At 71.6% G+C, this 19,442-nt stretch carries 24 protein-coding genes; 16 read left to right on the top strand and 8 right to left on the bottom strand.

Annotated features, from left to right (window positions below; all coding sequences use genetic code 11):
• Positions 1-30 precede the first annotated feature (30 nt).
• From EXE44_RS10575 to EXE44_RS10555, 5 genes are all read left to right on the top strand, one after another.
• Positions 31-1,563 carry an NAD(P)/FAD-dependent oxidoreductase gene (locus tag EXE44_RS10575; RefSeq protein ID WP_137717113.1) on the top strand — a complete coding sequence of 511 codons (1,533 nt, stop codon included), beginning with the start codon at positions 31-33 and terminating at the stop codon, positions 1,561-1,563.
• A 203-nt stretch (positions 1,564-1,766) separates the two neighbouring features.
• The gene (locus tag EXE44_RS10570; protein ID WP_137717141.1) at positions 1,767-2,585 is read left to right on the top strand and encodes a bacteriorhodopsin; all 819 of its coding nucleotides are present in this window, start codon (positions 1,767-1,769) and stop codon (positions 2,583-2,585) included.
• A 106-nt stretch (positions 2,586-2,691) separates the two neighbouring features.
• Positions 2,692-3,030: a peptidyl-tRNA hydrolase Pth2 gene (gene pth2 / locus EXE44_RS10565; RefSeq protein WP_137717112.1), complete on the top strand. Its 339-nt coding sequence runs from the start codon at positions 2,692-2,694 to the stop codon at positions 3,028-3,030.
• Positions 3,031-4,530 carry a tRNA pseudouridine(13) synthase TruD gene (gene truD, locus EXE44_RS10560; protein ID WP_137717111.1) on the top strand — a complete coding sequence of 500 codons (1,500 nt, stop codon included), beginning with the start codon at positions 3,031-3,033 and terminating at the stop codon, positions 4,528-4,530.
• 104 nt (positions 4,531-4,634) lie between these two features.
• A complete protein-coding gene (locus EXE44_RS10555; RefSeq protein ID WP_137717110.1) occupies positions 4,635-5,189 on the top strand; it encodes a GMP synthase subunit A in 555 nt (184 codons plus the stop codon).
• A gap of 32 nt (positions 5,190-5,221) precedes the next feature.
• Here the strand turns inward: EXE44_RS10555 and EXE44_RS10550 are convergent, their stop codons facing one another.
• The 6 genes from EXE44_RS10550 to EXE44_RS10525 form a co-directional block, all read right to left on the bottom strand.
• A complete protein-coding gene (locus EXE44_RS10550; RefSeq protein WP_137717109.1) occupies positions 5,222-5,647 on the bottom strand; it encodes a universal stress protein in 426 nt (141 codons plus the stop codon).
• 114 nt (positions 5,648-5,761) lie between these two features.
• Positions 5,762-6,028, bottom strand: coding sequence for a DUF3194 domain-containing protein (locus tag EXE44_RS10545; protein ID WP_121561750.1), 267 nt, complete (start codon positions 6,026-6,028; stop codon positions 5,762-5,764).
• A gap of 4 nt (positions 6,029-6,032) precedes the next feature.
• Positions 6,033-6,419 (bottom strand): prefoldin subunit beta, encoded by a 387-nt coding sequence (locus EXE44_RS10540; RefSeq protein ID WP_053771965.1) that lies wholly within the window; start codon positions 6,417-6,419, stop codon positions 6,033-6,035.
• Positions 6,420-6,527: 108 nt separating this feature from the next.
• A complete protein-coding gene (locus tag EXE44_RS10535; protein WP_137717108.1) occupies positions 6,528-6,779 on the bottom strand; it encodes a KEOPS complex subunit Pcc1 in 252 nt (83 codons plus the stop codon).
• A gap of 23 nt (positions 6,780-6,802) precedes the next feature.
• Positions 6,803-6,937, bottom strand: coding sequence for a DNA-directed RNA polymerase subunit P (locus EXE44_RS10530; RefSeq protein WP_121561748.1), 135 nt, complete (start codon positions 6,935-6,937; stop codon positions 6,803-6,805).
• A 4-nt stretch (positions 6,938-6,941) separates the two neighbouring features.
• Positions 6,942-7,208 (bottom strand): 50S ribosomal protein L37ae, encoded by a 267-nt coding sequence (locus EXE44_RS10525; RefSeq protein WP_006114269.1) that lies wholly within the window; start codon positions 7,206-7,208, stop codon positions 6,942-6,944.
• 542 nt (positions 7,209-7,750) lie between these two features.
• Between EXE44_RS10525 and EXE44_RS10520 the strand changes: the two genes are divergently transcribed.
• The 10 genes from EXE44_RS10520 (at position 7,751) to EXE44_RS10475 (ending at position 17,955) form a co-directional block, all read left to right on the top strand.
• Positions 7,751-8,686 carry a sulfide-dependent adenosine diphosphate thiazole synthase gene (locus EXE44_RS10520; protein ID WP_137717107.1) on the top strand — a complete coding sequence of 312 codons (936 nt, stop codon included), beginning with the start codon at positions 7,751-7,753 and terminating at the stop codon, positions 8,684-8,686.
• A 575-nt stretch (positions 8,687-9,261) separates the two neighbouring features.
• Complete coding sequence (gene pyk, locus EXE44_RS10515) at positions 9,262-11,019, top strand: pyruvate kinase (RefSeq protein ID WP_137717106.1); 1,758 nt, start codon at positions 9,262-9,264, stop codon at positions 11,017-11,019.
• Between the two features lie 163 nt (positions 11,020-11,182).
• Positions 11,183-11,470, top strand: a complete 288-nt coding sequence (locus EXE44_RS10510; RefSeq protein WP_137717105.1) for a hypothetical protein — start codon at positions 11,183-11,185, stop codon at positions 11,468-11,470.
• A 99-nt stretch (positions 11,471-11,569) separates the two neighbouring features.
• A complete protein-coding gene (locus EXE44_RS10505; protein ID WP_053771704.1) occupies positions 11,570-12,196 on the top strand; it encodes an NfeD family protein in 627 nt (208 codons plus the stop codon).
• 69 nt (positions 12,197-12,265) lie between these two features.
• Positions 12,266-13,009: a YIP1 family protein gene (locus EXE44_RS10500; protein ID WP_137717104.1), complete on the top strand. Its 744-nt coding sequence runs from the start codon at positions 12,266-12,268 to the stop codon at positions 13,007-13,009.
• A gap of 93 nt (positions 13,010-13,102) precedes the next feature.
• Positions 13,103-13,762 carry a dCTP deaminase gene (dcd, locus tag EXE44_RS10495; protein WP_137717103.1) on the top strand — a complete coding sequence of 220 codons (660 nt, stop codon included), beginning with the start codon at positions 13,103-13,105 and terminating at the stop codon, positions 13,760-13,762.
• On the top strand, positions 13,759-14,673 hold the full coding sequence (locus tag EXE44_RS10490; protein WP_137717102.1) for a thiamine-phosphate synthase family protein: 915 nt from the start codon (positions 13,759-13,761) through the stop codon (positions 14,671-14,673). The genes dcd and EXE44_RS10490 overlap by 4 nt, the downstream gene beginning before the upstream one ends.
• A gap of 87 nt (positions 14,674-14,760) precedes the next feature.
• The gene (locus EXE44_RS10485; protein ID WP_137717101.1) at positions 14,761-15,213 is read left to right on the top strand and encodes a pyridoxamine 5'-phosphate oxidase family protein; all 453 of its coding nucleotides are present in this window, start codon (positions 14,761-14,763) and stop codon (positions 15,211-15,213) included.
• A 327-nt stretch (positions 15,214-15,540) separates the two neighbouring features.
• Positions 15,541-17,682, top strand: a complete 2,142-nt coding sequence (gene metG, locus EXE44_RS10480) for a methionine--tRNA ligase (protein WP_137717100.1) — start codon at positions 15,541-15,543, stop codon at positions 17,680-17,682.
• Positions 17,683-17,748: 66 nt separating this feature from the next.
• The gene (locus tag EXE44_RS10475) at positions 17,749-17,955 is read left to right on the top strand and encodes a hypothetical protein (RefSeq protein ID WP_137717099.1); all 207 of its coding nucleotides are present in this window, start codon (positions 17,749-17,751) and stop codon (positions 17,953-17,955) included.
• Between the two features lie 30 nt (positions 17,956-17,985).
• On the opposite strand, the gene EXE44_RS10470 is transcribed toward EXE44_RS10475, so the two are convergent.
• Positions 17,986-18,411, bottom strand: coding sequence for a VOC family protein (locus EXE44_RS10470; RefSeq protein WP_137717098.1), 426 nt, complete (start codon positions 18,409-18,411; stop codon positions 17,986-17,988).
• Between the two features lie 39 nt (positions 18,412-18,450).
• Positions 18,451-18,576, bottom strand: a complete 126-nt coding sequence (locus tag EXE44_RS20770; protein ID WP_199241201.1) for a transporter — start codon at positions 18,574-18,576, stop codon at positions 18,451-18,453.
• 119 nt (positions 18,577-18,695) lie between these two features.
• On the opposite strand from EXE44_RS20770, the gene EXE44_RS10465 reads away from it, so the two are divergent.
• Positions 18,696-19,373, top strand: a complete 678-nt coding sequence (locus EXE44_RS10465) for a 2,5-diamino-6-(ribosylamino)-4(3H)-pyrimidinone 5'-phosphate reductase (protein ID WP_137717097.1) — start codon at positions 18,696-18,698, stop codon at positions 19,371-19,373.
• Positions 19,374-19,442 lie beyond the last annotated feature (69 nt).

The raw sequence follows: 19,442 nt of genomic DNA, 5'->3' as shown, positions 1-19,442 counted from the left end.
ACACTCACGGCGCGAGCCCCTACCGACCCCATGAGCGACGAGCCGCTGCGCGGAGCCTCGGTGGGGGTGGTAGGCGGCGGCGTCGGCGGGCTCTCCGCCGCCGCCTACCTCGCGGCCGGAGGCGCGGAGGTGACGTTGTACGAGCGCGCCGAGCGCGTCGGGGGAGTCGCCGGTCGGCTGGAGCTGGACGGGTTCCGGTTCGACACCGGCCCGTCGTGGTACCTGCTCCCGGACCTCTTCGAGCGGTTCTTCGAGGACTTCGGCCGGTCGCCCGACGAGTTCTACGACCTGCGTCGGCTCGACCCGCACTACCGGGTGTTCTGGGACGACGGCGACCGCGCCGACGTGCCCGCCGACCCGGACGCCGCGGCCGACCTGTTCGAGTCGTACGAGCAGGGCGCCGGCGCGGCGTTCCGCGAGTACCTCGACGACGCCGAGCGGGCGTACGACGCCGGGATGGACCGGTTCGTCCTCCCCGGGCGGTCCCGGTTCCGCGACTACCTCTCGCTCGACGTCCTCGCCGGCGGTCGCGAGCTCGACCTGCTCTCCAGCCTCGACGAGCGGGTGCGGTCGTACGTCGACCATCCGAAGCTCAGGCAGCTGCTGGAGTACACGCTCGTCTTCCTCGGGGGGTCGCCCCACAACACGCCGGCGCTGTACCAGCTGATGAGCCACGTCGACTACGGGCTCGGCGTCTACTACCCGATGGGCGGGATGTACGAGGTGATCGAGGCCGTCGAGACGGTCGCCCGGGACGCCGGCGCCGACGTACACACCGGCGTGGAGGTGACGGGGCTCGAACCGATCGACGGCGGCGTCGAGGTCGAGCTCGGCGGCGACCGCTACGTCCACGACCGGGTGGTCTGTAACGCGCCGCCCGCCCACGTCGAGCGCGAGCTGCTCCCCGAGGGCGCCGTCCCGCGGCTCGGCGACTACTGGGAGCGGCGGACGTACGGTCCCTCGGCGCACCTGCTGTACCTCGGCGTCGAGGGCGAGCTGCCGGAGCTGGCACACCACACGCTCGCGCTCCCGACGGACTGGGACCCGCACTTCGCGGCCATCTTCGACGACCCCGCGTGGCCGACCGGCGAGACGGAGCCGGTCGTGTACGTGAACGTCCCGTCGCGGACGGACCCGTCGGTCGCCCCCGACGGCCACGAGGCGGTCGTGACGCTCGTGCCGCTCGCGCCCGGGCTCGACGACACGCCGGACCGGCGGGCGGCGCTCAGGGAGCGCGTCCTCGACGCGGTGGACTCGCGGGCCGGCGTCGACCTCCGCGACCGGATCGTCGCCGAGGAGTCGGCGTGCGTCTCGGAGTTCGCGGCGCGGTTCGACCAGCCCGGCGGGAGCGCGCTCGGACTCGCGCACACGATGCGACAGACCGGACCGCTCCGCCCCGGACCGCGCGTCCGCGGGACCGACCGCCTCTACTACGTCGGCGGGAGCAGCAACCCGGGGATCGGCGTGCCGATGTGCCTGCTCGGCGGGGAACACTGCGCGGCCGCGGTCGAGGCGGACGCCGCCGGCGGCCCGCTCGACCGACTGCCGCTGGTCGGCCGCTGAACCGGGAGAAAGCCGAAACGCCCGTCCAAATCCGAGTTCGAGAACGGTAATATATCAAAAAATACGGATTGAGACGGGAAACTGTCAGGAAAACCTTACCAGTCAGGTTAGTACATTTAATAAATACGCCACGTGTAATAGAACGTCGCATGATAGAAACAGCAGCGGCCGACCTCCTCGCGCAGAGTACCGTTCCGCTCGAAATGACACAGACCGAGATATTCCAGTTCATTCAGAGCAACACCCTCCTGAGCGCGTCGCTGTGGGTGAACATCGCCCTCGCGGGGCTGTCGATCCTCCTGTTCGTCTACATGGGACGGAACGTGGAGGACCCGCGCGCCCAGCTGATCTTCGTCGCGACGCTGATGGTACCGCTGGTGTCCATCTCCAGCTACACGGGGCTCGTCTCCGGGCTCACCGTCAGCTTCCTCGAGATGCCGGCCGGGCACGCGCTCGCCGGCGCGGGCGCCGGCCCCGAGGGCGGAGTGTTCACCCCGTGGGGTCGGTACCTCACGTGGGCGTTCTCGACGCCGATGATCCTCGTCGCGCTCGGCCTGCTCGCCGGCTCGAACCTGAGCAAGCTGTTCACCGCCGTAGTGGCCGACGTCGGGATGTGCGTCACCGGGCTGGCGGCCGCGCTGACCACGTCCTCGCTCCTGCTGCGCTGGGTCTGGTACGGCATCAGCTGCGCGTTCTTCGTCGTCGTCCTCTACATCCTGCTCGCGGAGTGGGCGAAGGACGCGGAGGTCGCCGGCACCGCCGACATCTTCAACACGCTGAAGGTGCTCACCGTCGTCCTCTGGCTCGGCTACCCCATCTTCTGGGCCCTCGGCGCCGAGGGCTTCGCCGTGCTCGACGTGGCGATCACCTCGTGGGCGTACAGCGGGATGGACATCATCGCGAAGTACCTCTTCGCGTTCCTCCTGCTGCGCTGGGTCGTCGACAACGAGCGGACGGTCGCCGACATGGCCGCCGGTCTCGGCGCTGCTTCCCGCGGCGGCGCGGCGCCCGCTGACGACTGATCGGCCGCCGTCGGTCCCCCGTTCCCCGCTATTTCCACCGCCGACGAGCGCCGCGGCCCGGCGGCGGAGAGAAAAGCGCTAAACCCGCGGCGGCGGTGGAGACGGTATGAAACAGGCCATCGTCGCCCGGACGGACATCGGCATGGGCGAGGGGAAGCTCGCCGCGCAGGTCGCGCACGCGTCGTTGTCCGCGTACCAGGACGCGAGCGACCGGGCGCGGAAGAAGTGGCAGGGCGAGGGGCAGAAGAAGGTCGTGCTGAAGGGAAGCTCCGAGAGCCAGCTGTTCGAACTGGCCGACAAGGCCGACAAGGAGGGGCTGCCGTACGCCGTCGTCCGGGACGCGGGCCACACCCAGCTGGAGCCGGGGACCGTCACCGCGCTCGCGGTCGGCCCCGCCCGCGACGACAGCGTCGACCGCGTGACCGGCGACCTCTCGCTGTTCTGAATGGCCGACGGCGATTCCCTCCGCGAGGCGCACCCGACGGAGCGCGCGGTCGGCATCGGGTACTACGCCAGCCGCGCCGACGGGATCGGCGGACGGCTCCGCGAGTCGCCCGAGGACTTCCGGGTCCGGGAGCTGGAGGCGTTCGACGCGGAGCCGCTCGACGCCGACCCCGGCAGCTACCCCGACCTCGTCGTCCGGGCGACGCTCCGCGACTGGGACACCAACGACTTCGCGCGCCGGCTCTCGGACGCGCTCGGCGTCAGCCGCGAGCGCGTCTCGTGGGCGGGGACGAAGGACAAGCGCGCCGTCACGACGCAGCTGTTCACCGTCCGCGGCGCCGACGCCGACGACCTCCCCGAGATCCGCGGCGCCGAGATAGCGGCGCTCGGCCGGGCGGGGCGGAGCCTCTCGTTCGGCGACCTCGCGGGCAACGCCTTCGAGATCCGCGTCGCGGACGCGGTCGACGGCGCCCCCGAGCGCGTCGCCGAGGCGGTGCGGGACCTCCGGGCGTTCGCGGGCGACGCGGACGAGGGCGACGCGAACGAGACGGACGCGGACGGGAGCAGCGGTCCGAGCGTGGACGAGTCGATCGAGGCGACCGTCGGCGTCCCGAACTACTTCGGCCAGCAGCGGTTCGGCAGCCGGCGACCCGTCACTCACGTCGTCGGGCTGGCGATCGCGCGGAACGACCCCCGCGAGGCGGTCCGGCTGTACGCCGGGAACCCCGCCGCGGCGGAGCCCGACGACACCCGGGCCGCGCGAGACCGAGTCGACGCGGCGTTCGGGGTGAGCGGCGACTCCGGACTCGACGGCGGGCCCGCCGCCGACGGCACGGGCGACGGCGACTGGGCCGCCTGCCTCGACGCGATCCCCGGCAAGCTCCGGTTCGAGCGCTCGATGGTCCACCGGCTCGACGACCGCGGCGTCGCCCCCGACGCGCCGCCGGACGACGAGGACTGGTGGCACGCCCTGGAGGCGGTGCCCTCGAACCTCCAGCGGCTGTTCGTCAACGCCGCGCAGTCGTTCCTCTTCAACCGGATCGTGAGCGAGCGGCTGCGCCGCGGGCTCCCGTTCGACCGCCCCGTCGCCGGCGACGTGGTCTGTTTCGCCGACGGCGACGCCCCCGAGGGGCTGTACGCGCCCGACGCCGACCGCCTCCAGCGCGTCGACGCGGACCGGGTCGACGTGGTCTCGCGGCACTGCGAGCGCGGGCGGGCCTTCGTCACCGCGCCGCTCGTCGGCACCGAGACGTCGCTCGGCGACGGCGAGCCGGGCGAGATCGAGCGCGAGGTCCTCGCCGACGCCGGCGTCGAGACGGGCGACTTCGCGCTCCCCGGCGAGTTCGACTCGAACGGGACGCGGCGCGCGGTCCTCCTGCGCACGGACCTCGACGTGACGTTCGAGGGCGGCGACCCGCGGTTCGCCTTCGCGCTCCCGAGCGGGTCGTACGCGACCGCGCTCCTGCGGGAGTTCACGAAGCGGGGCCCGCTCGACCTCTGATCGATCCGGATTCGTGGATCACTTCGGGCTTCGAGGAGTCGAAACCACCACGTGACTGTGTTCCGTTCCGAGCCGTTTTTGTGCGACAGCCGTCAATCGAGGCCATGACTCGGATCGTCGTCATCGACCTCCACGGCCAGTTCACCCACCTCGAACGCCGGGCGCTCCGCGACCTCGGCGTCGACACCGAGATAATCTCGGCGGAGACGCCGGCCGACGAGGTCGAGGCGGACGGGGTCGTCCTCTCGGGCGGCCCGGACATGGACCGCGTCGGCAACGCGCCGGACTACCTCGACCGCGACGTCCCCGTCCTCGGGATCTGCCTGGGGATGCAGCTGATCGCGGCGGAGCTCGACGGCGCGGTCGGCGAGGGCGACTACGGCGGCTACGCCGACGTCGACGTCGAGATAACCGACGACGAGGACCCGCTGGTCGGCTCGCTCGCGCCGGAGACGCGCGTCTGGGCCTCCCACGCCGACGAGGTGACCGAACTGCCGGACGGGTTCGCCCGCACCGCCACCTCCGACGTCTGCGGCATCGAGGCGATGGCCGACGCGGACGCGGACCTGTACGGCGTCCAGTGGCACCCCGAGGTCGCGCACACGGAGCGCGGCGAGGAAGTCTTCGAGAACTTCGTCGCGATCTGCGAGTCGGCGTAGAACGCGAGCGGTTCGCCGACGTACGCCGCGGGCTATTCTCCGACGTGCGCCGTTAACACCGGGAGTTCGCTGTATCGCACGACCCGCTCGGCGACCGACCCCGCCGCGATGAAGCGCCCGATCCCGGTGCGGCCGTGCGTGCCCATCGCGATCAGGTCGACGCCGTAGTCCGCCGCCGCGTCGAGGATCTCCTCGTGCGGGCGGCCGCGGCGGAGGTGTAGTTCGCACTCGACGCCGCGCGCCGCGGCCGCCTCGGCGACCGCGTCGAGCGCGCGCTCGCCGCGCGCCTCCTCGCGCTCGACGACCACGTCCCACTCGTCGGCGCCGGCGATGCCCTCGTCGACGACGAACAGCGCGTGGACCCGGGCGCCCGTCAGGGCGGCGAGGCCGCAGGCCTGCTCGGTCGCGGCGGCGCTCCCGGCGCTCCCGTCGGTCGGACACAGTATCGCGTCGTACATGTCGGCCCGACCCACGACGTGCGAGACGTTAACAGTACCCGATGCGCGGACGCCGGACGCGGTCGCGCCGCTCGTCGTCTCGGGGGCGCACCGGTCGGAAAAGACGGCCGGCGCCTACGCCTCGAACAGCTCGTCGACGGCCTCGCCCGCGGTCTCGACCGCCTCCTGCGCGACCGCGTCCGGGTCCGGCCCGGCGTCCTCCGGGGCGTTGAGGTAGACGTCGACGTCGAGGACGCCCTCCTCGAACGTGACGGTGACGTCGAGGTCGGTGACCGTCGACTGGTCGTAGTGTTTGAACACGATCCCCTCGGCCGCCTCGGCAGCGGTGCGAACGACCTCGTCGTCGCTCGGCTCCGCGGCGGCGTCGGCGTCGTCGGTCACGGCCTTACGCGCCGCCGGCGCCCGGACCGCCCGGTCCCATCGGGCCGCCGCCGCCCGCGCCGCCCTGGAGCATCTGCTGGAGCTCGCTCTGGAGGTCGTCGAACTGCTCCTCGACGCGCTCCTCCTGCTTCTCGAGCTGCTCGACGCGGACTTCGAGCGAGTCGACCTTGTCCTCGAGGTCGTCGTAGGCGGACTCGTAGTCCGTCTCGACGAGGACCTCGCCGATCTCGCGGTACATCCCCGCGTCCTCGTCGACGTCTTCGAGGGCGTCGAGGGCAGTCTTGGACTCGTTGAGCGCGGACTGGGCCTGCTCCTTCTGCTCGGCGACCTGCTGTGCGGTCTCCTGAAGGTCCTGCAGCTCCTCGATCTTCTCCTGTGCCTCGGGCGGCATGTTCCCTTGCATGGGCGGACCGAGGCGGCCCGGACGGAAAAACCCACTACATCTCTCCCGCCTCGACAAGTCGGCAATACGACGGGTCTCGGAAACGCTCGCGTCGGTTTAGCCGTCGAGCCCGCCGACGCGCTCGGCGACCGCGACGAGTCGGGACCAGCTGTTGACGCCGGCGCGGAGCGCCACGAGGTCGTCGGCGAGGACACGGACGCGGACCGCGTCGCCCTCGCGGTCGACGGTCGCAGTCGAGCGGGCGTCGTCGATCTCGCCGACCTCGGGACCGAGCGCGTCGGCCACGACGCGTGCGCGCCGCTCGGAGGAGTAGGTGAACGAGAGGACCGTCTCGTGTGCGCGCGTCACGGTCCGTGGAGGGGGAGACAGCGTTACTCGACGTTGACTTCCTTGATGCCGCCGCCGCGCTCCTTCAGGAGGACGCGGTGGCCGCAGTACGGGCAGCGCACGCCGCCGTACTCGTCGAGGGTGACGTCGCGCTTACAGCGGGAGCACTTGTAGCTCATCGCCTTATTCCTCGTCGGCGAGCGCGGCGCGGATGGAGCGGCGGACGGTGCGACCGCCGGGCGTCTCGGGGCGGTACGCGCCGCCGGTGAACGTCTCGCCGGTCTCCTCGTTGACCCAGATGCCGGTACCCACGCGCTTCACGTCGTCGCCGTCGACGGTCGCGTTGCGCATCTCCTCTTCGATGTCCTGGACCCGCTTGCGGGAGACCCGGCCGTAACGGGCGCCGAATCGGCCCGCGCTGCCGGTGCTTCGAGCCTTGTCCTCAGCCATAGTAGCCACTCCTACCGCCAGCGCAGGTAAAAAGGCTGCGAGTTGCGGCGGTCGGAACCGCCGACGGCGACGACGAAAGACGGGTGATCGGATGCGGTGGCGCGTGCCTGCGAGGCCGCTTTGCGGCCGAGGAGCACGCGCGAGGGAGTCGCGAACGCCCGGAGGGCGTGAGCGGCGAGGCTGGGGAGGTGTGAGGCTGCGGTCGCAGTACGGGGCGGGACTCAAAGGGGCAGTCGGCAGGCGGGCGCAGGAGACGCAAGCACCGCAGCGAAGGAGCGGCAGCGACTGAGCGAGGAGCGTGGTTCGAGAGAGCGAAGCTCTCTCGTCATCCCGAAAATCGGAGATTTTCGGGCGACAGCGAGCGTGCGCCCGCCTGCCGGCTGGGGCTTTGGAGGAGTTCGGTGTCGGTCCACGATTACCCGAGTATCGCCCAGCGGTCGAGGTTTTGGAAGAATGGCCAGTCGGTCCACCAACAGAGAAGAGACACGCAACCACGTATCGACCGCAACGTATTTCACAACCAAGTAATACTACCAAGTTGTATGGACGGATTCGACGGCTTCAGCGACGTGAGCGAGACGGACGTAACGAAGGCCATCGGCAACGAGTGGACCGACGGGTTCCTCGATTTCACAGACTCCGAGGTGATCGTCCTCGGCGGCGGTCCGTCGGGGCTGATGGCCGCGAAGGAGCTGGCCGAGCGCGGCGTGAAGGTGATGATCGTCGAGAAGAACAACTACCTCGGCGGCGGCTTCTGGCTCGGCGGGTTCCTGATGAACACCGTCACGGTCCGGGACCCCGCCCAGGGGATCCTCGACGACCTCGACGTGGACTACGACGCCGTCGAAGACGTGGACGGCCTCTACACCGCCGCGGGCCCGGAGGCCTGCTCCGGGCTGATCAAGGCCGCCTGCGACGCCGGCGCGCGCGTCCAGAACATGACCGAGTTCACCGACCTCGTCGTGCGCGACGACCACCGCGTCGGCGGCATCGTGATGAACTGGACGCCGGTCCACGCGCTCCCCCGCGAGATCACCTGCGTCGACCCCATCGCGGTCGAGTCCGACCTCGTCATCGACGCGACCGGCCACGACGCCGTCGCGATCAGCAAGCTCGACGAGCGCGGCGTCCTGTCGGCGCCCGGCATCGAGCACGCCAAGGAGCACAACACCGGCATGGACCAGACCGGCGACGACCAGTACGGCGCCCCCGGCCACGACTCGCCCGGCCACGACTCGATGTGGGTCGGCGAGAGCGAGGACGCCGTCGTCGAGCACACCGGCGTCGTCCACGACGGGCTGATCGCCTCGGGGATGGCGGTCGCGACCGCGCACGGCCTCCCGCGGATGGGTCCGACGTTCGGCGCGATGCTCGTCTCCGGGAAGCGCGCCGCGCAGGCCGCCCTCGACGAACTGGAGGTCGACGCCCCCGAAGTCACGCTGTCGACCGGCGGCGCGCCCGCGCCCGCCGACGACTGATACGAAAATCGGTTACCCGGCGAAATCGCCGTCTTTCGACGAGCTATCACCGCTGACGCTCCGGTAGCTGCCCCCTCCACGTCCGCCGCTGGTCGAGTACACGTGCTCGACCGGGAATCGACAGCGAACACCGCCAAAGCCCCAGCCGGGAGGGCTCGGTGCGCTCGCTGTCGTTCGAAAGGCGCAAAGCGCCTTTCGTGATGACGAGAGAGCGAAGCTCTCTCGAACCACGCGCCTCAGTCGCTCGCGGTGCTCGCTCCTTCCAGTGCTTGCGTCGCGCGCCTTCGCCCTCCCGACTGCCCCTTTGAGTCCCGCCCCGTACAGCAACCGCACCTCACACCTCCCCAACCTCGCCGCTCACGCCCTGCGGGCGTTCGCAGCGTCCCTCGCGCGTGCTGCCTCGCGGCCGCCGCTTCGCTCCGGCCGCTCGCAGGCACGCGCCGCCGCAGTTCGGACCGTGACTCATCGACGCCGGATCCCGGGCTGAACCCGCAACACGCCCGTCCGTCACGAACGTTCACTCGGGAGCGACTCAACCGGGTGCCTTTTTCCGGCGCTACGTCGAACCCGGCGGTATGCGAAACGCCAAGATCGTCTGTACGATCGGTCCCGCCTCGGACGACCGGGACACGATCCGCGGCCTCGCCGACGCGGGGATGTCCGTCGTCCGACTCAACGCCAGCCACGGGACCACCGACCACCGGGAGACGGTGATCGAGCGCGCCCGCGCCGTCGACGACGAGATCGACGACCCGCTCGCGGTGATGGTCGACCTGAAGGGCCCCGAGGTCCGCACGGCCGAGATCGACGAACCGATCGAACTCGCCAGCGACTCCGAGGTCACCTTCCTCGAAGCCGACGACGCCACCCCCGAGCGCGTCGGTCTCACCCACTCGATCGGGGCGGCCGAGCCGGGCGACACGATCCTCCTCGACGACGGCCGGATCGAGTGCCGCGTCGAGCGCGTCGACGGCGAGGCCGTCGTCGCGACGGTCGTCTCCGGCGGGAAGCTCGGCTCGCGCAAGGGCGTGAACCTCCCGGGCGTCGCCATCGACGTGGACCTGATCACCCCGGAGGACGAGGCCGAACTGGACCTCGCCGCGCGCACCGACGCCGACTTCGTCGCGGCCTCGTTCGTGCGCGACGCCGACGACGTCTACCGGATCGCCGACGAGCTGGAGGCCCGCGGCGGCGGCGACATCCCGATCGTCGCGAAGATCGAGCGCGCCGGCGCCGTCGAGAACTTGGAGGGGATCGTCGACGCCGCCGACGGCGTGATGGTCGCCCGCGGCGACCTCGGCGTCGAGTGCCCGCTGGAGGACGTGCCCGTGATCCAGAAGCGGATCATCCGGACCTGCGTCAACGAGGGCGTCCCCGTCATCACGGCGACGGAGATGCTCGACTCGATGGTCTCCTCGCGGCGCCCGACCCGCGCCGAGGCCTCCGACGTGGCCAACGCCGTCCTCGACGGCACCGACGCGGTCATGCTCTCGGGCGAGACCGCGGTCGGCGACGACCCCGTCAACGTCGTCGAGACGATGGACCGGATCGTCCGGCAAGTCGAGTCGAGCGACGAGTACGCCGAGACGCGCGAGCAGCGCGTCCCGACCGCGGAGGAGGGCTCCCGCACGGAGGCGCTGGCGCGCTCGGCGCGCTACTTGGCGCGCGACATCGGCGCCTCGACGGTCGTCGCGGTCTCCGAGTCCGGCTTCACCGCGCGTAAGACCGCCATGTTCCGTCCGGGCGTCCCGGTCGTCGCCACGACGCCGGACGACCGCGTCCGCCGCCAGCTCGCGCTCTCGTGGGGGGTCCGCCCAGTGCTGACCGAGTACGCCCACGACATGGAGGGGATCCTCGACAACGCGGTCGACGCCGCGCTCGAGCGCGGCGGCGCCGCGTCCGGCGACACCCTCGTGGTCCTCTCCGGCATGCTGACCGAGTTCGAGGGGACGAACACGACGAACACGCTGAAGGTCCACGTCGCCGCCGAGACGCTCGTGACGGGGAAGGCGGTCGTCGCCGGCCGCGTCGCCGCCCCGGTCCACCGGACCGCGGACGGCGACCTCGACGCGCTGCCGGCGGGCTCCGTCGTCGCGCTCGGCGCCGACTTCGACGGGGAGTTCTCCGGCGACCTCGACCGGATCGCCGGCATCATCGACGCCCGCGAGGGGATGACCGGCTACCCCGCCGTCGTCGCCCGCGAACTCGGCGTCCCGATGGTCTCCGGCGCCGGCCTCCCCGACTCGGTCGCGGACGGGACGACCGTGACCCTCGACGGCGAGCGCGGCGTCGTCTACGACGGCGACGTGCTCCGGGCGGCCCGCGAGCGGTAGGCCGCGCCCGATCCCGCCGACACAGCGTCACCAGACACAGCGTCGCCCGACGCGCCGCCACCCAACACGCCCCCACCCGACGCGCCGCCATCGCTGTGACCGCCCCGGCCCCGTGCCGCTCGCGCCCGCCAGCCATTTATTACGGAGTCGCGTAGGCCCGGCCATGAGCGACGAATCCGGCGACGACGCCCGCGACGAGCGCGCGTCCGACGCCGCGGAGTCGACGGAGTTCGGCGACCGCAGCCGGGCCAACGACGCCGGCGACGAGGGGCCGGACGACGGCGGTGAGTGGCGCTTCTCGGTCGACGACGTGGGACCGAACGGCGTCACCGAGGACACCGCCACCCCGGCGGACGAGCCGATAGAGCCGGGCGACGTGGACCTCGAACACGCGGCCTTCGTCGTCCTCGGCGTCGCGCTCACCGTCGGGACCCTGCTGGTCGGCTTCTGAACGCGCGGTCGACGACCCGGACCGCCGAGGGCGCCGCCGACCGACGGCGCCGCGGCCGCGCGCACCACCACTTATCAGGCCGCGGCCGTAGGACCGACTATGAACGCGCTCGCACAGTCCGGGCTCCTCTCCCCGGACACCCTCCCGCTCCTACTCCTGACCGCGGGGCTGCTGCTCTCGATGGCGGAGGCGCTCGCGCCGGGGGCGAACTTCATCGTCGTCGGCATCGCGCTCATCGGCGCGGGGCTCGGCGGCCTGCTCCTGGCGTCGTTCGGCGTCGCCGGCGCGCTCCTCACGCTGCTCATGGCGCTCCTCACGCTCGCGTTCGGCGCCGCCGCCTTCTACGGCTACCACGAGTTCGACCTCTACGGCGGGAAAGGGCAACAACAGACCAGCGACAGCGACTCGCTGAAGGGGAAGACGGGGACGGTCACGGAGCGGGTGACCCCCACGGGCGGCGAGGTGAAGCTCGCCGGCGGCGGCTTCAACCCCCACTACTCCGCCCGGTCGATGGAGGGAACGATCGACGAGGGCGAGGAGGTGATGGTGGTCGACCCGGGCGGCGGCAACGTCGTCACCGTCGAGTCGATGGGGTACGTCGAGGACGACATCGACCGCGAGCTGGCGGCCGACCGCGCCCGCAAGGCCGCCGCGAACGAGGCGGCGGAGGCGGACGACGCCGACACAGAGGAGGTCGAGCGGGAGACCGAACTCGACCGGGAGTGACGCGGGCGCCGCCCCGCCCCGGAGCTGTGAGCGGAAAAGCACTTGTCCGTCGGCGGGGACAACCCGACGATGCCCTCCCCGCTCGCCGCCCTCGCGAGCCTGCCCGGCAGCGTGCTCGACCGCGTCCGCGACGGGTTCGACTCCCCTCACGCCGGGACCGTCGCGGTCGCGATGCTGCTCGTGGCAACGATCGGTACCAGCCTCGGGATCGTCGCGCTCGGCGGTGTCTTCGACGCGACGGTCGACCAGCGGATCACCGTCGACAACCCCGACCGGCCGTCGGAGTCGACCTGCGAGACGTTCGGCGACGAGCCGGGGTCGATGTTCGCTGAGGAGTGCGACGAACCGGAACGGATCGAGGTCGACGCGGGGGAGGAGCTGCGCGACGCCGCGACCGGGCTCATCCACTACGGCCTGCTGGGCGTCCCCCTCTGGTGGGTCGTGTTCGCGCTCGCGCTCCACGTCGGGGCGCTCGTCGCGGGCGGCTCCGGCTCCGCCGGCGACTCATTCGTGATCGCCGGCTGGGCGGTCGGCGCGGAACTGCTCCGGCTCGGGGCCGGGATCGTCGGGATCTGGTACACGCTCTCGAACGCGGAGCTTGCGGCGTCGTCGTTCGAGGCGCTCGCGAAGGACCTCGTCGCGGCGGTCACGGGTCTGACGGGCCCGCTGCTGGTCGCCTCGGCGGTCGCGATCGCTATCCAGTGGGTCGTCGTCGTCGCCGGGCTAGAATCTCGACACGACCTCGGTCGCGGCGCCGCGGCGGGCGTGGCGACGTTCTTCGCCGCGAGCGCGCTGGCGCTGGCAGCGGTCTGAGTCGCTCCGGATCGGTCGGTCGGGGACGCCGGTCGGACCGCCCGCGACCGCGGTTTCGGGAGTTTTTAAGCCGCCGGCGCTCCCCCTCCCGGTATGATCCTGTCCGACGCCGACATCCTCGACCGGCTCGCCGAGGGCGACCTCGCGATCGAGCCGCTCGACGACGTCGACCAGCAGGTCCAGCCCGCGAGCGTGGACCTGCGGCTCGGCGAGCGGTTCCTGGAGTTCCAGCGCACCAACATCCCCTGTATCCACCCGACCGACGCGGGCGAGGTGAGCGAGTACGTCACCGAGACGACCGTCGACGAGGGCGACGAGTTCATCCTCCACCCCGGCGACTTCGTCCTCGGGACGACCGCCGAGCGCGTCGCGATCCCGGACGACCTCGTCGCCCACGTCGAGGGGCGCTCGTCGCTCGGCCGGCTCGCGATCGTCGTCCACGCGACGGCGGGGCTGTGCGACCCCGGCTACGAGGGGCAGATCACGCTCGAACTCTCGAACCTCGGCACCGCGCCCGTGGCGCTCTCGCCGGGCATGCGCGTGTCGCAGCTCACCTTCACGGAGCTGAAGCGGCCCGCGGAGCGCCCCTACGGCGCCGAGCGCGGCTCGAAGTACCAGGGACAGGACGGGCCGCAGGCGTCGCGGATCGGCGACGACCCCGAGTTCGCGGGCGAGGCGGGCGACGGACGCGAGGGCGGCGACGGACCCGAGAGCGGCGGAGGAGGGACGCGTTCGGGAGGTGACACCCGATGAGGTTCATCGAGGAGGTCGTCGTCGACGAGTTCCTGCCGACCGTCCGCTCGATGCTCGCGGAGGACCTCCGCGACCGCGGGTTCACGCAGTCGGAGGTCGCGTCGGCGCTCGGCATCTCGCAGTCGGCCGTGTCGAAGTACGCCGCCGGCGACGTGGCGAGACACGAGCGGATCGTCGCCGACGAGCGCGTGCGCGACCTCGTCGAGCGGGTCGGCGAGGGGCTCGCGAGCGGCGACCTCACGCCGGTGGCCGCGCTCGTGGAGATCGAGGTGCTGATCCGCCAGCTGGAGGAGGGGGACCTGCTCGCGGACCTCCACGAGGCGGCGATGCCCGCGCTCGCCGACGCCGACGTCGAGTTCTCCGTCCACGACCCCGACAGCGGGCTCCGGGAGCGCGAGCGCGTCCTCACCTCGGTCCGCCGCGGGCTCCGCACCCTGACGAACGCCTCGGGCTTCGCCGGGCTCATCCCGAACGTCGGGGCGAACGTGGCGGAGTGTCTCGGCGACGCCCGGGCGATCGACGACGTGGCGGCGGTCCCCGGGCGCCTCGTCGACGTGAAGGGCCGGGCGATGGTCCCCGGCGAGCCCGAGTTCGGCGTGAGCGAACACGTCGCGACGGTGCTGCTCGCCGCCCGGGAGGGCGGGGCGACCGCCCGCGGCGCGGTGAACGTCCGGTACGACCCCGACACCGTCGAGGCGCTCGCCGAGTCGCACCCGACCGTCGAGTTCGACGCCGAACGCCCGACGCGCGAGGCGGTCGCGGACGCGGTCGCGGCCGCCGACTCCCCGGCGGACGGGGACGGGGGAACCCTCGTCCTGTACCAGACCGGCGCGGTCGGCATCGAGCCGATCGTGTACGTGCTCGCTCCGACGGCCTCCGAGGCGGCCGCGATCGTCCGCGACATCCTGTAGGCGGGCCGGTCGCCGGTGGCCTACGGCGGTCCACGCGCCGCGCGATCCATGAGAGGTATTCATTAACATACAGGGCCAAGGTCGCGCATGACAGACGCGGACGCGGTTCGGATGACGGACGACGAGCGCGACGAGTTCCTCGGGCGGTCGGGGACCGGCGTCCTGTCGCTGTCGACGGACGGCGACGGCCCCCCGCACTCGGTCCCGGTGTCGTACGGCTACGACCCGGTCGAGGAGACGTTCTACTTCCGGCTCGCCGTCGGGGCGGACAGCGGAAAGGCGAACGCCGCCGACCGCGGGGTCACGTTCGTCGCCTACGGGCGGGACGACGGGCGGTGGAAGAGCGTGGTCGCGAGCGGCCGGCTGGTGTCGACCAGCGACGACGCCAGCGCGATCGAGTCGCTCGCCGGCCTCGAACGGACGGCGGAGATCCCCATCGTCGACGTCTTCGGCGAGCCGACGAGCGAGGTGACGTTCGAGTACTACCGGCTCGATCCGGAGCGGCTCACCGGTCGCGCCGAGCGGGCGATGGAACCCTGAGGCTCCGGCCGGGGACGCCGTCGACCCTGGGCGACGCTTTTTAGACGGAACCGCCCGAAGCGTGTGGCGTGACACGGCGTCGACGGTTCGGGATGCGGATGCGCTCCTTCTAGCGGCGGGCGGACCCGTCGCGTCGCCGCCGGCCGGTAACGCGGTCGGCGCCGACGCGGCGGCGAATCCCGTCGCCTTCCCGCAGCGCCCGGACCGTCGACCGCCTCGCCGGCGCCGGCACCGACGACCGCGCGAGCGCCGGTCCCGCCGCGGTCGACGGCCTCGAACCAGCGGGCTTTAGACCCGATCGACCGACACACGACACACACGCACCACATGAGCCACGACGACTACCCCACCGACCGGCCCGCGGTGGTGACCTGTGGACTGCCGTACGCGAACGGCGACCTCCACATCGGCCACCTCCGCACCTACGTCGGCGGCGACGTGTACAGCCGCGCGCTCGACCGACTCGGCCAGGAGACCGCGTTCGTCTCCGGCTCGGACATGCACGGCACGCCCGTCGCGGTCAACGCCGAACAGGAGGGCGTCTCGCCCGAGGCGTTCGCGCTCGACTGGCACGAGCGCTACGCCGAGACGTTCCCGAAGTTCAACGTCGAGTTCGACAACTACGGCCACACCCACGACGAGACGAACACGGCGCTGACCCAGGACCTCGTCCGCGACCTCGACGAGGCGGGCCACCTCTACGAGAAGGAGATCATGGTCGCGTACGACCCCGTCGACGACCAGTACCTCCCGGACCGCTACGTTGAGGGTACCTGCCCGTACTGCGGCGCCCACGCCCGCGGCGACGAGTGCGACGAGGGGTGCCAGCGCCACCTCGAACCCGGCGAGGTCGAAGACCCCGAGTCGACGATCACCGGCAACCCCGCGGAGTACCGCGAGCGCACCCACCAGTTCTTCGCGGTCTCGGAGTTCGCCGACTACCTCTCCGACTTCCTCGACCGCCTCGAAGGCACATCGAACGCCCGGAACCAGCCCCGCGAGTGGATCGAGCAGGGGCTCCAGGACTGGTGTATCACCCGCGACATGGACTGGGGGATCGACCTGCCCGGCGAGAACCCGCAGGACCTCGTCTTATACGTCTGGGTCGACGCCCCGATCGAGTACATCGCCTCGACGAAGCAGTACTCCGAGCGCGTCGGCGCCGACGCCTTCGACTGGGAGGCCGCCTGGAAGGAGGGCGCGAGCGACGAGCACCCGGAGGGCGGCGAGATCGTCCACGTGATCGGCCGCGACATCATCCAGCACCACACGATCTTCTGGCCCGCGATGCTGGAGGCGACCGACCACGCGGAACCGCGCGCGGTGATGGCGTCCGGCTTCGTCACCCTCGACGGCAAGGGGTTCTCCACGAGCCGCGACCGCGCGGTCTGGGCCGACGAGTACCTCGACGAGGGGTTCCACCCCGACCCGCTGCGCTACTACCTCGCGACCAACGGCGGGTTCCAGCAGGACGTGGACTTCTCGTGGGAGAAGTTCGCCGAGCGCGTCAACACCGAACTGGTGGGGACGGTCGGCAACTTCCTCTACCGCTCGCTCCTCTTCGCCCACCGCAACTACGAGGACGGCCCCGACGCCGACGCGCCGAGCGACGACGTGGCGGCGCGGATCGACGAGGCCGTCGACGAGTTCGCGGCCGCGGTCAACGACTACTCCGTCCGCGCGCTCGGCGACGCCGTCACCGACCTCGCGCGGTACGGCAACGAGTACATCCAGCGCAACGAGCCCTGGAAGCTCGTCGACGAGGAGCCCGCGGAAGCGGAACAGGTCATCTACGACTGCGTCGCGCTCGCGAAGGCGATCGCCGTCCTCTTCGAGCCGCTGGCGCCCGAGAAGAGCGAGCGGCTCTGGGCCCAGCTCGGCGAGCCCGGCACCGTCCACGAGGCGACCGTCGAGGCGGCCCGCGAGGGCCCCGCCGGCGACCTGAGCGAGCCGACCGAGCTGTTCGAGCAGGTCGAAGACGAGCGCGTCGCGGACCTGAACGAGAAGCTCGAAGCGCGCGTCGCCGAAGCGGAGAGCGACGACGCTGACGACGAGGGCGGCGCTGACGACGAGAGCGGCGCTGACGACGAGGGCGACGAACCTGACGCTACCGACGACACCGACATGACCGACATCGAACCCATCAGCGACGACCGCATCGGCTTCGAACAGTTCCAGGAGCTGGACATCCGCGTCGGCCGCATCGAGGCGGCCGAGGGGATCGAGGGCGCCGACGACCTCGTCGAGCTCACCGTCGACCTCGGCGCGGAGACCCGGACGATCGTCGCGGGGCTCAAGCAGCTCCACGAGGTCGAGGAGCTGCCGGACACGAAGGTGATCGTGCTCGCGAACATGGAGAAGGCGGAGCTGTTCGGCGTCGAGTCCAACGGGATGGTGCTGGCGGCCGGCGAGGACGCAGACCTCCTCACCACCTACGAGGACGCCGCGCCCGGCACGAAGGTGAAGTGAGGCCGCGGGGCCCGCGGACGGCGACGGTTCTCGAAGTTTTATCTGACTGACGTGCGACGACGGAGTATGGCCCTCCTCCGTCGGTTCGAAGCCATGTCGTTTGCCGCACAGCTGATGGCCGTCGCGGTCGTCTGCGACCCGATCGGGTTCGCCGCCGGCTACCTCCTCGCGCCCGAGTTCGGCGTCGAACCGATCCTCGGCGGCGTGTACGGGCTCGTGGCCGCGAGCGTCCCGCTGTCGCTGCTCGTGCTCCGCGAGTCGATGTCGGGATAGGCGACACACGGCTCGCGCGAGCGAGCCCCGTCAGGCGTCGAGCACCTCGATCAGGTTCCCCTCCGGGTCCCGGACGAACAGGACGGTCGTCCCGCTCTCTGTCGTCCGCGGCGGGCTCAGCGTCTCCACGTCGTCGGCGAGCCCCGCGTGAAACGCCTCGACGTCGTCGACCGTGAGCCCGAGGTGAGTCGCGCCGGGGCGGTTCAGGTCGGGAGCGTCCCCGGGGCCCGCCTCGTCGGCCGGGTCGTATTCGACGAGTTCGACGATCGCGTCCCCGGCGTCGAGGTGCGCGAACGCGGCCGCGGCGCCCTCGACGGCGACCGCCTCGGCGAAGGCGTCTCCGCCGACGGCGAACTCGGCGACGACGTCGAGGTCGAACGTCTCGGCGTAGAACTCGACGGCGCGGTCGAGGTCGGCGACGGTGACGCCGACGTGGTGTGCGGTCGGATCAGACACGGCCGGTCGGACGGTCCCCGCCGGGGAAACCGTGTCGGGTCAGAGCCCGAACAGGCGGGCGGCGAGCCCGGCGAGCACGACCAGCGCGCCGAGGATGAACGTGCCCGGGACCGGGAGGAGGAACAGGGCGACGCCGATCAGGACCACGATCGTCGAGGTTCTCATGACGCGCACGCTTCGGTCCCGCGTCGGATACGCTTTGGGTCGGAGCGACCGCCGCGGTCGGCGGTCGCTGCGGCCGCCCCGACCGAAACGACCATTCCGCGTCCGGCCGACCGTCGCGTATGCACGTGGTCGTCAACGCGGCCCAGAGCGTCGACGGGAAGCTCGCCACCCGCCGCCGGGAGCAGCTCCGCATCTCCGGCCCCGAGGACTTCGACCGGGTCGACCGCGTCAGGGCGGCCGCGGACGCGGTGCTCGTCGGGGTCGGAACCGTCCTCGCGGACGACCCGCACCTCACGCTCGACGAGGAGGACCGCCGCGTCGAGCGCCTCCGGAACGGGCGGCCCGGCGACCCGGCCCGCGTCGTGATCGACTCGACCGGGCGGACGCCGACCGACGCCCGGATCTTAGACGACGCGGCCGCGACGTACCTGCTCGTCTCGGCCGCGACCGACCGGGAGCGCCGCGAGGCGCTCGCCGACGCCGGCGCGGAGGTGATCGTGGCCGGCGACGAGCGCGTCGACGTGGCCGCGGGGCTCGATGCGCTCGCCGAGCGCGGGGTCGACCGCCTGATGGTGGAGGGCGGCGGCGAGGTGATCTTCTCGTGTTTCGAGGCCGGCGTCGTCGACGAGCTACACGTCTACGTCGGATCGCTCGTGATCGGCGGCCGCGACGCGCCCACCCTCGCGGACGGCGCGGGCTTCACGGAGGAGTTCCCCGATCTGACGCTCACGGGCACGGAGCGGTTCGACGACGGGATCGTCCTCTCGTACGCGGTGGGGGAGGACGGCGACTCGTAGGCGAGTCGTGTGAACGGTAACCACGGAAATCGCGGGGTACACGCGCCGTGGCACCGGTACGCACGAAAA

It is taken from the genome of Halorubrum sp. SS7 (assembly GCF_005435055.1).
GTDB classification, from domain to species: domain Archaea; phylum Halobacteriota; class Halobacteria; order Halobacteriales; family Haloferacaceae; genus Halorubrum; species Halorubrum salinarum.
This window is presented reverse-complemented; position numbering and strand designations above follow the sequence as displayed.